Source organism: Erythrobacter sp. Dej080120_24, from assembly GCF_036322605.1.
Taxonomy (GTDB): Bacteria; Pseudomonadota; Alphaproteobacteria; order Sphingomonadales; family Sphingomonadaceae; genus Erythrobacter; species Erythrobacter aurantius.
The window spans coordinates 3,157,973-3,171,982 of the sequence record NZ_AP027262.1; the positions used below are offsets into that span (position 1 = coordinate 3,157,973).

A 14,010-nucleotide genomic window follows, 5' to 3' on the forward strand; every position below is an offset into this window, starting at 1 on the left:
GTCAATGTGCACTGCCCGCATAGGTTCCGGTTCTGCCGGCTGGATGGCGATGCGCGTTGCCCCTGCGCGCGCTGTCCCCTAGGGCCAATGCAGATGAGCGACTCACAACTCGACGTGGCGATTGTTGGCGGCGGCCTTGCGGGCGGGCTGATTGCTCTTGCGCTGCACCGCGCGCGTCCGGAATTCCGCATTGCCGTGGTCGAGGCGGGCAAGGTGATCGGCGGCAATCACCGCTGGAGCTGGTTTGACAGCGACCTGTCCGATGAAGGCCGTGCGCTGCTCGCCGAATTCCGCCAGACCGGCTGGAACGCGGGCTATGATGTCGAATTCCCCAAATACCGGCGCACGCTGGGCACTTCGTATCGTTCGATGGCATCGCATGATTTTCACGAAGGGCTGATGCGCGCCCTGCCCGACAACGCGGTGATGCTGGGGCGCAAGGCCGCAAACCTTGATCCGCGCGGGGTCGATCTGGACGACGGAACACGGCTGGACGCACGGGCGGTGATAGATTGCCGCAGCTTCCAGCCAAGCAGGCATCTGCGCGGCGGGTGGCAGGTGTTCCTTGGCCGGCACATGCGTCTGCCCGAACCGCACGGGCTGGAACGCCCTGTCATCATGGATGCAACCGTCGATCAACTCGCGCCCAGCGGCAATGGTGGGGCCTATCGCTTCGTCTATGTCCTGCCGCTGGCATCGCATGACGTCTTCGTCGAAGACACCTACTACGCCGACAGCTTCAAGCTTGACCGGGCTTCGCTGTCGGCGCGGATCGACCAATACGCCCGCGAAAACGGCTGGGCCGATCACGCCATCGTCGGCAATGAAGCAGGCGTGCTGCCGGTGCTGACCGGGGGGAATTTCTCTGCCTATCAGGAAGAAGTCCGCATCCCCGGCGTGGCGATCGCGGGCGCGCGCGGCGGGTTCACCCATCCGCTCACCAGCTACACCATGTGCGTCGCGGTGGAAAATGCCTTGCTGATCGCACGCGAAGCCGATCTGACGGGGCCGCAACTGGCCGCGCTGATGGAAACCCGTGCCCGCCACCACTGGCGCAAGACCGGCTATTATCGCCTGCTGGGCCGATTCCTGTTCTTCGCGGCGGAACCACACAAGCGCGTGAAGGTTTTCCAAAGGTTCTACAGATTGCGCGAAGGTCTGGTTGAAAGGTTCTACGCCGCGCGATCCAGCCCTTTGGACAAGGCCCGCGTCCTGTGGGGGGAGCCGCCCGTATCTATTCCGGCTGCGATCCTTGCGATGTTCAACCGCGGTCCGCCGCTCAAAGCCAATGCGCCCATCGATTTGCAAACGGAGAATGAGGCATGACTGCCGATCCCACGCTTGACCTTGCCCCGAAAGTTCCGACGGACCGCGGGATCGACCCCGTGATGGCAGAGAAATACGCCGGCAAAAGCGCCTGCGTCATCGGCGCAGGGTTTGGCGGCATGGCGCTGGCGATCCGCCTGCAATCGCACGGCATCGCGACCACCGTGGTCGAAGCGCGCGACAAACCCGGCGGCCGCGCCTATTTTTGGGAAAAGGACGGCTTCACTTTCGACGCCGGCCCCACCGTCATCACCGATCCGCCTTGCCTTGAGGAACTGTGGGCGCTGACCGGGCACGACATCGCCGAAGATGTCGAACTGATGAAGGTCATGCCGTTCTATCGCCTCAACTGGCCCGACGGCACCAATTTCGATTATTCGAACGACGAAGCGCAGCTGAACGCGGAAATCGCCAAGCTCAATCCCGATGACGTGGTCGGCTACCAACGCTTCCTCGAATATTCGGCACGCGTGTATGAGGAAGGCTATCTGAAGCTGGGGACCGTCCCGTTCCTCGATTTCAAATCGATGCTGAAAGCCGCCCCCGCCCTGATCAAGGAACAGGCGTGGCGCAGCGTCTATTCGATGGTGTCGAGCTATGTCCAAAGCGAGAAGCTGCGCGAGGCATTGAGCTTCCACACGCTGCTGGTCGGCGGCAATCCGATGAACACCTCGTCGATCTACGCGCTGATCCACAAGCTGGAAAAAGACGGCGGCGTCTGGTGGGCGCGCGGCGGCACCAATCGCCTGATCGCCGGTATGGTGCGCCATTTCGAGCGGATCGGCGGCACGATGCGCGTCGGCGATCCGGTGGTGCAGGTGCACACCATGGGCACCCGGGCGACCGAGGTGGAAACGAAATCGGGCTGGAAGCAGGCGTTTGACGCGGTCGCATCCAATGGCGACATCATGCACACCTACAAGGACCTGCTGTCGAATTCGCAGCGCGGGCAGAAAATGGCGAAGAGCCTGAAGCGCAAGAGTTTTTCCCCGTCGCTGTTCGTGGTGCATTTCGGGCTGGAAGGTTCTTGGCCGGGGATCGCGCATCACATGATCCTGTTCGCCAACCGCTACAAGGGACTGCTCGACGACATCTACAAGAACGGCGTCATCCCGCAGGATTTCGCGATCTATCTGCACCATCCCACCGTCACCGACCCGTCGATGGCACCTCCGGGCAAGAGCACCTTCTACGCGCTCGTGCCCGTCGCCCACATGGGCAAGATGCCGGTTGACTGGGACGAGGCCGGGCCGAAGCTGGAAAAGATGATCCTCGATGAAATCGGGCGGCGGCTGATCCCCGACATCCACGACCGGATCGTCACCAAATTCAGCTACGCGCCCAAGGATTTCGCCCAAGACCTCTCCGCCCACATGGGCAGCGCCTTCAGCCTTGAGCCGGTACTGTGGCAAAGCGCTTATCTGCGCGGCCACAACCGCGACGACGTGATCGAGAATTTCTACCTCGTCGGCGCGGGCACCCATCCGGGCGCGGGCATCCCCGGCGTGGTCGGCAGCGCCAAGGCAACGGCGGGTATTGTGCTGGAGGATTTGGCGGCTAAGGCGACCGCATGATCAGCTTCATTGTTTTGCTTCTTTCCAGCGCTTCTGTAGCGGATGAAGTCTCAATTTTTGTTGCCGAGGATCATGAGCATGCCTGGACCGAAGTCTATCAGACAGACGAACGGCGCATGCAATTTGACGCAAATTATCTGAGCGATGAGATAGTGAACCAGCAATCGTATCCTGTTGCGCTGGTGCGGGCTTACTCAGCATCGCCGAGCAAACCGGACTCGCTGATCAGGGTTTCTATTTCGCGCGACGCCAGAATCGCAATTGATTGCGAAAACTCAGCCTTCACTCCTATCGAGGCCCAAGCATGGAACCGGGACAAAGGTGAGTACGAGATCATGAAGTTCCCGGCGCCTAGATTTCAGGGCCTGCGAGCGGAGAATGAGGATTTGATGGCACCGCTTTTCCAACATATCTGCGGATCCGACTGGAGCATGAGTAAGAGCCAATGAAACGCGTCGCTGTCTATTGCGGCTCGGCCTCGCCCGAAGACCCGCGCTATGTCGAGCTTGCCTATGACGTGGGTAAAGAACTTGCGACGCGCGGCATCGGCGTCGTGTATGGCGGCGGCAGGCTGGGCCTGATGGGCGCGGTGGCGCGCGGGGCCAAGGAAGCCGGCGGCGAAGTCATCGGCATCATCCCCGATGCGCTGATCAAATCCGAAGTCGCCAATTACGACTGCGACGAACTGGTCGCCGTATCCGGCATGCACGAACGCAAGCAGAAGTTCACCGATCTGTCGGACGGGTTCATCACCCTGCCCGGCGGCGTTGGGACAATGGACGAGCTGTGGGAAGCGATGAGCTGGTCGCAGCTGGGCTATCATTCCGATCCCGTGGGCGTGCTCAACGCTTTCGGCTTTTACGATCACCTGCTCGCCTTCAACCGCAAGATGGCCGAGGTCGGCTTTGTCCGCCCGGCGCACCAGAACATATTGATCGCGGCGGACAACCTGCCCGATCTGCTGATGCAGATGGAAGCCTATGAACCGCACACTCCGATCTTCCGGATGAAGGCAGAGGACCTGTAAGGCTTTGCACCATGGCGGTAGACGCGGAAACACGGGCGGCGCTGGTGAACCACGCGCATCAGGCGATCAAATACGGTTCGCAGAGCTTTTCCGCCGCCTCGCAACTGTTCGACAGCGAAACGCGTGAGCGCGCTTGGCTGCTGTATGCCTGGTGCCGCCGGTGCGACGATATTGCCGACAATCAGGAACTGGGCGGTGTTCTGGGCGACCAGTCCGATCTCGACGCGCGGCTGGCGTTGATCCGCAAGCTGACAGCCAAAGCCTTTGCGGGGGAACCAACCGGCGATCCCGCTTTCGACGCGCTGGGCGTGGTGGCATCCGAATGCGGCCTTACCCCCGCGATGGCGGAGGATGTAATCGCGGGCTTCCAGCTTGATGCCGAAGATTGGCGCCCCCGCACCGAAGCGGACATGATGCGCTATTGCTATCACGTCGCCGGGGCCGTGGGGGTGATGATGGCGGTGGTGATGGGGGTCGATCCAAAGGATCAGGACACGCTCGACCGGGCGAACGATCTGGGCCTTGCGTTTCAGCTGTCCAACATCGCGCGCGACATCGTGGAGGATGACGCGGCGGGGCGGTGTTACCTGCCGATGGAATGGCTGGTCGAACAGGATATCGAACCCGGCCAGCATACCAAGCCGCACCACCGCAAAGAACTCGCCGAAATGGCCGCGCGATTGGTGGCGCTGGTGGAAAAGCACGAAGCCGCCGCGCGCGTCGGAGCTGAACGCCTGCCGTTCCGCAGCCGCTGGGCGGTGCTTTCCGCCGCGCGCATCTATGGCGCGATCGGCCGCAAGGTTCGCGCTCGCGGCACCGAAGCATGGAACAGCCGCACCTATGTCCCGCGCTGGGAAAAGGCGCTGTATGGCGCGCGGGCCTTCCTTTCGGCGATCATCAACCGCGAAAAACACCCCGACGGGCCGATCACATGGGGGATCAAGGATTTCCGCCCCTCCTGACTGCGCTCGACAGGCGCACGGCGTGTGGCTAATCCACGGGCCATGAGAGGACTCCTGAAATCCGCCGCCGCGCTGCTCGGCCTTGCCGCCGCGCCCGTGCTCGCCAATTCTCCCACCAGCGACCAGATCGAGGTGATGGACGGCGTCGAAGCCTTTTTCGAGGCGCTGCGAAGCGACGACAAGACTGCGCTGGCAAACACCTTGCTGCCCGAAGGCATGATATTCGTGCACAGCCGGATGAACCCCGAGGCCCCACGCATAGACGTGGTGCCGGCCGCCGATCACCTCGCGCGCTGGGCCACGCAGACGCGCAAAGTCGACGAATTCATGCATATCGAAACGGTGCTGGTCGATGGCGACATGGCGCAGGTGTGGGGGCCGTATTACTTCACCGTCGAGGAAAAGCTGAGCCATTGCGGCATCAATTCACTCAGCATGATCAAGACCGATGACGGCTGGAAAGTCGCCAACACCAGCTTCACAATGGAGCCGCCTGCCGCTTGCGACGCGATTGTCGCACAGGTGAACGCGCATTGGGAAATCGAACAATGATTGCCAAGCTGCTGATCGCCAATCGCGGCGAGATCGCCTGCCGGATCATGCGCACCGCGCGCGCAATGGGGATCGCGACGGTCGCGGTCTATTCCGATGCCGATGCCAAGGCTCTGCATGTGCGGAGCGCCGACGAGAGCGTGCATATCGGCCCCTCGCCTGCGGCCGAAAGCTATCTGGTCGGCGAGAAGATTATCGCAGCGGCGAAGCAGACCGGGGCTGACGCGATCCATCCGGGTTACGGCTTCCTGTCGGAGAACGCCGACTTTGCGCAGGCGGTGATCGACGCCGGGCTGATCTGGGTCGGGCCGAAGCCCGAAAGCATCCGCGCAATGGGCCTCAAGGACGCGGCCAAGCAGCTCATGCGCTCCGCCGGCGTGCCGGTGACGCCGGGCTATGACGGGTCGGATCAATCGGTCGAGCGGCTCACCGCCGAAGCCGAGGCCATTGGCTATCCCGTGCTGATCAAGGCGGTCGCAGGCGGCGGCGGTAAAGGGATGCGCAAGGTCGACGCGCCTGCTGATTTCGCCGCCGCGCTCGAAAGCTGTCGCCGCGAGGCCAAGGCGAGCTTCGGCAATGACGAGGTCTTGCTCGAGAAGTGGATCACCTCGCCCCGCCATATCGAGGTGCAGGTTTTCGGCGACAGCCACGGCAACGTCGTCCACCTGTTCGAGCGCGACTGCTCGCTCCAGCGCCGCCACCAGAAGGTAATCGAGGAAGCCCCCGCCCCCGGCATGGACGCAGCCACCCGCGAAGCCATCTGCGCCGCCGCCGTGCGCGCCGCCAAGGCGGTCGATTACGAGGGCGCAGGCACGATCGAATTCATCGCAGACGCCTCAGACGGCCTGCGCGCCGACCGCATCTTCTTCATGGAGATGAACACCCGGCTTCAGGTGGAGCACCCCGTCACCGAGGAAATCACCGGGGTCGATCTGGTGGAATGGCAAATCTGCATTGCCAGTGGGCACCAGATCCCACTTTCGCAGGAAGATCTGTCGATCAACGGCCATGCCATTGAGGCGCGGCTCTATGCGGAAGATCCTATCGACTTCCTGCCAAGCACCGGACCACTGAAAATTTACCGACCCCACTTCGAGCGAGCGCGGATAGAAACGGGATACGAAGAAGGCGACGAGATAACTGGTTTCTACGATCCGATGATCGAAAAGATCGTCGTCCATCGCGACAGTCGTAGCGAGGCGGCTCAAGCGGTAGCAGACGTCTGCAAGCGGATCGATGTTTGGCCGGTGCAGACAAATGCAGCCTTCATCTGGCGAGCATTGGAGCACCCGGAATTTCTTTCGGGCGACATCACCACTGGCTTCATCGAGAAGCACAAGGCAGACTTGTTGCCCCCGCGTGAACCAGAGGACGAAGTGTTCTGGGCTGGTGCAGTCGCAATTGCAGCAAGCGAGTGGCAAAACCGGAAGCACGATCTCGTCGATGATCGACTGGAGCTGGTAAGTTCAGGTCCAGCGCAGCCTTGGCGCGAAGCTTGGGGTTTTCGTCTCAACTCACCCATCGAGCGCGGTATTCCAGTCCGGGTGAATGGCCAAAGCGAAACCGTTGAACTTTCAGACAGTTGGAAGCGAAGCGAACTCTACGCAGAGAAAGTAGAGGGTGGCTGGGCGATTCCGCGAAGCGGTCGATGGTTTTTCGCAGAGTATGACAGGCATGAGGGAGTCGGAGCCGCCTCCGCCGCCGATGGCGCGATCATCGCGCCGATGCCGGGCAAGGTCATCGCGGTCGATGTCGCCGAGGGCGATGCGGTCACCGCCGGGCAGCGGCTCATGGTGCTCGAGGCGATGAAGATGGAGCACGCCCTCACCGCGCCCTTCGACGGGGTGGTCGAGGGGCTCAGCGTCAGCGCGGGGTCGCAGGTGCAGGTCGAGGCGGTGTTGTGCACGGTGGTGCCTGCCACTTCAACTCCCTCCCCTTCAGGGGAGGGGCAGTGAGACTTGGTGAGCGAAGCGAGCCTAGTCGCAGCGGGGTGGTGCCCTTCGCAGGCATTGCGCGTGCCACCCCCACCCCCTAACCCCCTCCCCTGAAGGGGAGGGGGAAAGACGAATGACCTGGGAAAAAGAACTCGAAGAACTGCGCCAACGCGAAGCGCTGGCCGAACAGATGGGCGGCGCGGACAAGGTGGCGCGGCAGCATGGGCGCGGCAAGATGGATGCCCGGGCGCGGCTGGCGGCGCTGTGCGACGAAGGCTCCTTCCGCGAGATCGGCAAGATCGCAGGGTCCGCCAAGTATGACGCCAATGGCGATCTCCAGTCCGTCACTCCCGCCCCTTTCCTTTTCGGAAAGGCGCTGATCAACGGTCGCCCGGTGGTTGCCACGGCGGACGATTTCACCATTCGCGGCGGCGCGGCGGATGCGGGGATCGCCCGCAAGATGGTGCAGGCCGAACGGATGGCGCACGAACTGAAGCTGCCCATCATCCGCATGATCGACGGCACCGGCGGCGGCGGCAGCGTCAAGACGCTCGAACAGATCGGCGCGACCTATATCCCGGCGGTGCCCGGCTGGGGCGATGTGGTGACGAACCTCGACACCGTGCCGGTGGTGGCGCTGGCACTTGGCCCGACGGCGGGGCTGGGCGCGGCGCGGACGGTCGCCAGCCACTATTCGATCATGGTCAAGGGCCTCTCGCAGATCTTCGCTGCCGGCCCCGCCGTGGTCGATGGCCTGGGCGACGCCTACAAGGACGGCTCGACCAGCCACGAGGAAGCCAAGGAGCGGCTGGGCGGATCGGAAATCCACACCCGCAACGGCGTGGTAGACGACGAAGTGGCGAGCGAGGCCGAAGCCTTCGCCCGCGCGCGGCATTTCCTCAGCTTCATGCCCGAATATGTCGGGCAACCCGCAAGGCGCTCGCTCTGCACCGATCCCGCCACCCGTAAGGAAGAGGCGCTGCTCTCCCTCGTCCCGCGTGATCCGAAGCAGGTCTATTCGATGCGGCGCTGCATGGAGATGGTGTTCGACACCGGCACCGTGTTCGAAATCGGCAAGCACTGGGGCCGCGCCGCGATTACCGCCCTCGCCCGGCTCGATGGCTGGCCGGTCTGCGTCATTGCCAGCGATCCCAGCTATCTGGGCGGATCATGGGAGGCCAAGACCAGCGAAAAGGTCGAACGCTTCGTCAAACTGGCAGACCAGTTCCGCCTGCCGATTGTCCACCTTGTCGACAACCCCGGCTTCATGATCGGGCGCGAGGCGGAGATGGCGGGGACGATCCGTTACGGCGTCAACGCGATGAACGCGATCTACCGCGCCACCGTGCCGCTCGCCTCCATCGTCCTGCGCCGCGCCTATGGCATTGCGGGCAGCGCGATGAGCAATGCCGAACGCTACCAGTATCGCTATTGCTGGCCCTCCGGCGACTGGGGCAGCCTGCCCATCGCGGGCGGGCTGGAGGTGGCCTACAAATCCGAACTCGAAGCCTCCGACGATCCGGCGGCCTTGCTTGAGGAAATCCGCGAGCGGCTGGCCAAGGTCACATCGCCCTTCCGCTCCGCCGAACGCTTCAATGTCGAGGACATCATCGACCCGCGCGATACGCGGCCGCTCCTGTGCGAGTTCGCCGGACTGGCGTGGCGGCGGCTGGAAGGGGAGAGGTAGCTCGGTCCGGGCGAGCCTCAGATGTTCTTCATTCGGGTTACGCCCAGCGCCGCGTCGGGCGGGCCGAACAGCCTGCCCTTTTCACTGAACAGCACCAGCGCGAGGCAGATCAGCCCGCTCGCCAGCAGCGCCAACGCCAGCGGCTGCGCGGTTCCGTCATAGGCGTATCCGATCGCCCCGCCCAGCAAGGCCGCCGTCGTCATACGGACAAATCCGTGCGCCGAACTTGCCGCCCCGGCGATGGAGAAGAACGGGTTCATGGCGATCGCGCCGAAGTTGCTGCCAATGAAGCCGAGCAGCATCATGTTGATCGCCATCAGCGGCACGAAATGCCACAGCGTCTCGTTCGGGTCGAAGGCAAACCAGACCTGCAGGCTGGCGACGATGATAAAGGCGAACAGCGCCGTGTGGCTGACCCGGCGCGCGCCAAAGCGTTCGACGATGCGCGAATTGGACCAGCTCGCAAACGCCATCGACCCGGCGCAAATCGCGAAGACGATGGGGAAAATATCGCCGGCGCCGAACGTCTCGGTGATCAATTGCTGCGATGAATTGATGAAGCCGAACAGTGCGCCGAACACCAGCGAACTGCCCATGACATAGCCGATGATGCGCGGATTGCTGAGCGCGTGGCCCATGTTGCGCGCGATCACGCCGGGAAGGATCGCCTGGCGGTTTTCCGGGGTCAGGCTTTCAGGCAGGCGGTAATAGACCCAACAGCCCACCAGAATGCCCTGCAGCGCCATGGCGGCAAAGATCGCGCGCCAATCCGCCACCATCAGGATCAATTCGCCGATGCTGGGCGCGATGGCGGGCACCATCAGGAAGATCACGAAGATCAGGCTCATCATCCGGGCCATCTTGTCGCCACCCACACGGTCGCGAATGATCGCCGGAGGAAGCGCGACAATGCCCGCTCCGAAAAAGCCCTGCGCGGCGCGGATGGCGATCAGCGCGTCATATGTCGGTGCCAGCGCGCTGGCGAGCGAGAGGACGATGTAGACTGCGATGGACCCAAGCAGGATCGGCCTGCGCCCGAACCGGTCAGCCAGAGCGCCAGGCACGAGCGCGCCGACACCCGCGGTCAGCAAGTACACGCCGATCACGAATTGCCGATCGTTCCCTTCCACCGCCAGCGACACCGCAAGCTCGTCCAGCGCGGGGAGAATCGCATCGATACCAAAGGCTTGAAGTGCCATCAGCAAGGCCATCATCCAGATCAGCTCGGTTTCGCCGAGCTGTCTGGCGGGCGCGGAGACTGGGTTAGCGGCTGCCATGGCGGCCCCTTTGCCAATCGCCTCACCCGATGACCACTGTTCTTTTCGCATGTGCACAAAATGGCGGGAGCGGCGGTTGGTTCCGGCAACAGTTCCTTCGGCGCGCGCAAAGGACTATTCGGGTGGCATGGCAAAGGACACGCCTTCGGATGACATGGAAGAGGCCGCGATGGGCCTCAGGAAGATCATCCATGTCGATATGGATGCCTTCTTTGCCAGCGTCGAACAGCGCGACAATCCCGAATTGCGGGGCAAGCCGGTGGCCGTCGGCGGATCGGGCGGGCGAGGCGTCGTGGCGGCGGCGAGTTACGAGGCCCGGAAATTCGGCGTGCGCAGCGCCATGCCCTCCATTACCGCGAAACGGCTGTGCCCGGACCTGATCTTCGTGCGGTCGCGATTTGATGCCTACAAGGAGGTAAGCCGCCAGATCCGCCGCGTCTTCGAACACCACACGCCGCATGTCGAGCCGCTGAGCCTCGACGAAGCCTATCTCGACGTGACCGAGGATCGTCTGGGGATCGGCAGCGCCACGCGGATTGCCGAGCTGATCCGGCAGGAGATCAAGGCCAAGACGCAGCTGACGGCAAGCGCGGGGGTTTCCTACAACAAGTTCCTCGCCAAGCTCGCCTCGGATCAGAACAAGCCCGATGGCCTGTGCGTGATCCGCCCGGGCGAAGGCGCGCAATTTGTGGCGGGGCTGCCGATCCGGCGATTTCACGGCGTCGGGCCGAAAGCGGAGGAGAAGATGAAGCGGCTGGGGATCGAAACCGGTGCGGATCTGGCGACGAAGGACATCGCTTTTCTGCGTGCGAACTTCGGATCGTTTGCGGACTATCTCTATCGCGCCGCACGCGGGATCGACCTCAGGCCCGTGCGCGCCCATCGTGTGCGCAAATCGGTTGGCGGGGAACGCACATTCAGCGAGGACATCTCCAGCGGTTCGGCCCTGCGTGAGACGCTGGAGAACATCATCGAGATCGTTTGGGAGCGGATCGAAAGTGCGGGCGCACGGGGCCGTACGGTGACGCTGAAGGTCAAGTTCACCGATTTCCAGAACATGACCCGTGCGAAATCGGTTTCACACTGGGTCGAGGACAAGGCGGAGTTCGCCCGGCTCAGCCGCGAATTGCTCGAAGAGGCTTTGCCGCTGCCCATGCCGATCCGGCTGATGGGGCTGACGCTTTCAAATCTGGAGCGCGGCGATGAGGATGAACCGCCGCGCGATGATGCTCAACTGTCGCTGCTTTGATCGGCTATACCCCGCGATCTCCATGCAGAAATCCGGCGGCGGGTAATTTCCCCCAGCGGTTCGGGCAGAGAGTGTGAAGGGAAGAACCGCGCTTCCACTACTTCGCGCTGATCAGGCACCGGGCGGGTGTCGCAAACGCCCGTGAAGAGATACGCCTTGTGCGGGGAACCCGAGAGTTCTTCTTCCAACACCTTGAGCGGCTGGAGATTGGCCAGCTCCACGCCAAGTTCTTCCGCAATCTCGCGCCGGGCGCAGTCTGCGGGATCTTCACCCGGTTTCAACCCACCGCCCGGCAGCGCCCAGACGTCAGGGCCATAGGAGTGCCGGAGCAACAGCACATCGCCGGAAATATTGGTGATCACCACGCTGACCCCGGCAATCGGGACACCGCGCCATGTGCGCCAGCGATGACGCACCCGGTGCGCAACCGGCATCAGCGCGCGGTGGAGAGCCCGCGGCAGCAGGCGTTCGATCAGGCGAAGCATGCCACCGGAATGCCACGTGCCTCTGCCGCCTTGAGCAGCCGCGCAACCGGCAGATCGTGTTCGCCACGCATCGCCGCTTCGAACACTTCCTGCTTTTCGCCCGAACCGCCCAGCGTAAACAGGATTGCCCGTGTTTCGAGCAATGCGGGCAGCGTCAGTGTGATCCGGTCGAAGGGCGCGTGAGCGGGCAAAGGATCGGGTGTGAGGCGACGCATCGCCTGCGGATCGTCGACTTGCGGATCGGTGTTGGGAAACAGCGAAGCGGTGTGCCCGTCCGGCCCCATGCCCAGCCAAGTCAGGTCGAACTTCGGAGGCTCACTGTCTTCGGCAAGGGCAATGATATCAGCCCCCAACGGCTCCAGCAGGGCGCGAATCTTGCCCGTGTTCGATGCCTCGTGATCTTCGGGCACGATCCGGTCGTCATTGGGCCAGACCTGCATCCCCGTCCAGTTGACGGCATCGCTTGCGATCAGCGCCTCGAGGATCGGAAACGGGGTGGAACCGCCCGGAATGGTGATGGCGCTTGCTTTCTTCAGGCACCCGGCCAGCCATTGGACGATTGCGGCCTTGTCGCCGCCGTGAATGATCGTGACGTTCTGCATACCGGCACGCATAGCAAAAGGGCCGCTCCCGCAAAGCGGAAACGGCCCTTTCTCCTGCGAACGCGTTTTTTCGCGTTTCGTATGATGCGGTTATCCGAGCAAGGAATTGAGGAACCACACGCGCTCCTCGGCCATATCGGTCCAGTCGTCGATCAGACCGTCGGTGGCGTTGTCTCCTGCGGTTTCTGCGACATCCTTCATCTTCTTCAGTCGGGCGACCATTGCGGCATTGTCATCGCGCAACTCGCGGATCATGTCTTCCGCCGAAAGCGCGGCATTGTCCTGATCCTTCACCTGAGTGTGCTGCGAAATCATGCCCACCGAAGTGATCGTGTCCCCGCCCAGTTTTCGGGCGCGTTCGCCGATAGCGTCGATCTGCCCCTGGATTTGCAGCGCCTGTTCGTCAAACAGCAGGTGCAGGTCGCGGAAACGCGGTCCCTTCACGTGCCAGTGAAAATTCTTGGTCTTTACGTATAGCGCGAAGTGATCGGCCAGAAGAGCGTTGATTTCAGCAACCATCTGGGTCGTCGAATTGTTGTTGGGGTCAAGCATGTTTGTCCTCCATTTCAATTGGTTGAGCGCCGAAAACTGCGGAACCAGCGCCGTTGATATGTTCATTAGACCAATGGATGGGAAGGAGGATTGATCCGAGAAAATCCAATACGCAGTGATCGTACAAAGCGATTACAGGAACGTGTAACGAGCATTCAAACCGATCACTACTGCCGCAAGAATCAAACACAGGCCCATCGCGATGCGGATCAGGCGCAGCGGCAATTTCTCTAGCCGCGCGAGGCCCAGAGCCCATCCCAGCGCTACCGCCGCGATGCCTCCCAAGGTTCCCCCGATCAGGGCGGTGACGGGATAATTGGCCTCTACCGCGAAGGCGAAGACCACGAAGCGCGCGGCATCGCCGATCTGGCGCGCCAGCACCACTGCGCCGATGGCGATGATCGAGCGGGTCGGCTCCTTCATCGGCTTGACCCGCTTGGGCCAAGACAGTTCGAAAGCGGCAATCGCCAGCGCGAAGGCGACGAGCATATGCGCGGCGCGGGGTGGCATGACCCCGGCGATCAGGCCCGACGAATAGACCATCACCGCCGCGCTGATCAGCGCGCACAGCGCGGCCGCCGCCAGCAAAGCGTATGTCCGCCCGATCGCATCGGTGAACTGCGCGACGATCAATTGCTCTTTCCCGCCAAGCGCGATGGCGAAGGTGAGGATCAGGCAGAACAGGAAAGAGTCCATGCCCTGCCCTAGCATCCCCGCCACGCCGCGCCAGCGCCGCCAGCATTTCGCCCACAAATCGAACAGGTGGCAATGCGACGCGACTGG

Annotated in this window: 14 protein-coding genes; 9 read left to right on the plus strand and 5 right to left on the minus strand. The window is 62.8% G+C overall.

Annotation, left to right across the window (positions count from 1 at the left end; translation table 11 throughout):
* Nucleotides 1-93: 93 nt before the first annotated feature.
* The 8 genes from crtY (at nt 94) to AABA34_RS15185 (ending at nt 9,062) form a co-directional block, all read left to right on the plus strand.
* Complete coding sequence (gene crtY / locus AABA34_RS15150; RefSeq protein ID WP_034955837.1) at nt 94-1,326, plus strand: lycopene beta-cyclase CrtY; 1,233 nt, start codon at nt 94-96, stop codon at nt 1,324-1,326.
* A gap of 62 nt (nt 1,327-1,388) precedes the next feature.
* Entirely contained in the window at nt 1,389-2,900 is a 1,512-nt protein-coding gene (locus AABA34_RS15155; RefSeq protein ID WP_034955838.1) for a phytoene desaturase family protein, read from the plus strand.
* Nucleotides 2,897-3,349, plus strand: coding sequence for a hypothetical protein (locus AABA34_RS15160; protein WP_034955378.1), 453 nt, complete (start codon nt 2,897-2,899; stop codon nt 3,347-3,349). Before AABA34_RS15155 ends, AABA34_RS15160 begins: the two co-directional genes overlap by 4 nt.
* Nucleotides 3,346-3,927 (plus strand): LOG family protein, encoded by a 582-nt coding sequence (locus AABA34_RS15165; protein ID WP_034955379.1) that lies wholly within the window; start codon nt 3,346-3,348, stop codon nt 3,925-3,927. Before AABA34_RS15160 ends, AABA34_RS15165 begins: the two co-directional genes overlap by 4 nt.
* Before the next feature lie 11 nt (nt 3,928-3,938).
* Nucleotides 3,939-4,889, plus strand: coding sequence for a phytoene/squalene synthase family protein (locus AABA34_RS15170; RefSeq protein WP_034955380.1), 951 nt, complete (start codon nt 3,939-3,941; stop codon nt 4,887-4,889).
* A 42-nt stretch (nt 4,890-4,931) separates the two neighbouring features.
* Complete coding sequence (locus AABA34_RS15175) at nt 4,932-5,441, plus strand: nuclear transport factor 2 family protein (protein WP_051700108.1); 510 nt, start codon at nt 4,932-4,934, stop codon at nt 5,439-5,441.
* The gene (locus AABA34_RS15180; protein ID WP_338303215.1) at nt 5,438-7,396 is read left to right on the plus strand and encodes an acetyl/propionyl/methylcrotonyl-CoA carboxylase subunit alpha; all 1,959 of its coding nucleotides are present in this window, start codon (nt 5,438-5,440) and stop codon (nt 7,394-7,396) included. The genes AABA34_RS15175 and AABA34_RS15180 overlap by 4 nt, the downstream gene beginning before the upstream one ends.
* Before the next feature lie 112 nt (nt 7,397-7,508).
* The gene (locus AABA34_RS15185) at nt 7,509-9,062 is read left to right on the plus strand and encodes an acyl-CoA carboxylase subunit beta (protein WP_034955382.1); all 1,554 of its coding nucleotides are present in this window, start codon (nt 7,509-7,511) and stop codon (nt 9,060-9,062) included.
* Between the two features lie 17 nt (nt 9,063-9,079).
* Here AABA34_RS15185 and AABA34_RS15190 read toward each other — a convergent pair whose 3' ends face one another.
* A complete protein-coding gene (locus AABA34_RS15190; protein WP_034955383.1) occupies nt 9,080-10,339 on the minus strand; it encodes a multidrug effflux MFS transporter in 1,260 nt (419 codons plus the stop codon).
* Nucleotides 10,340-10,466: 127 nt separating this feature from the next.
* Between AABA34_RS15190 and dinB the strand changes: the two genes are divergently transcribed.
* Nucleotides 10,467-11,588: a DNA polymerase IV gene (gene dinB, locus AABA34_RS15195; RefSeq protein ID WP_034955840.1), complete on the plus strand. Its 1,122-nt coding sequence runs from the start codon at nt 10,467-10,469 to the stop codon at nt 11,586-11,588.
* Here the strand turns inward: dinB and AABA34_RS15200 are convergent.
* The 4 genes from AABA34_RS15200 to AABA34_RS15215 all read right to left on the minus strand — a co-directional run bounded on the left by AABA34_RS15200 (nt 11,570) and on the right by AABA34_RS15215 (nt 13,923).
* Nucleotides 11,570-12,073, minus strand: a complete 504-nt coding sequence (locus AABA34_RS15200; RefSeq protein WP_034955384.1) for an NUDIX hydrolase — start codon at nt 12,071-12,073, stop codon at nt 11,570-11,572. The genes dinB and AABA34_RS15200 overlap by 19 nt on opposite strands.
* Nucleotides 12,061-12,675 (minus strand): 6-phosphogluconolactonase, encoded by a 615-nt coding sequence (locus tag AABA34_RS15205; RefSeq protein WP_034955385.1) that lies wholly within the window; start codon nt 12,673-12,675, stop codon nt 12,061-12,063. The genes AABA34_RS15200 and AABA34_RS15205 overlap by 13 nt, the downstream gene beginning before the upstream one ends.
* A 90-nt stretch (nt 12,676-12,765) precedes the next feature.
* Nucleotides 12,766-13,227 carry a Dps family protein gene (locus AABA34_RS15210; protein ID WP_034955841.1) on the minus strand — a complete coding sequence of 154 codons (462 nt, stop codon included), beginning with the start codon at nt 13,225-13,227 and terminating at the stop codon, nt 12,766-12,768.
* Between the two features lie 132 nt (nt 13,228-13,359).
* The gene (locus AABA34_RS15215; RefSeq protein ID WP_034955842.1) at nt 13,360-13,923 is read right to left on the minus strand and encodes a TMEM165/GDT1 family protein; all 564 of its coding nucleotides are present in this window, start codon (nt 13,921-13,923) and stop codon (nt 13,360-13,362) included.
* Nucleotides 13,924-14,010: the final 87 nt, after the last annotated feature.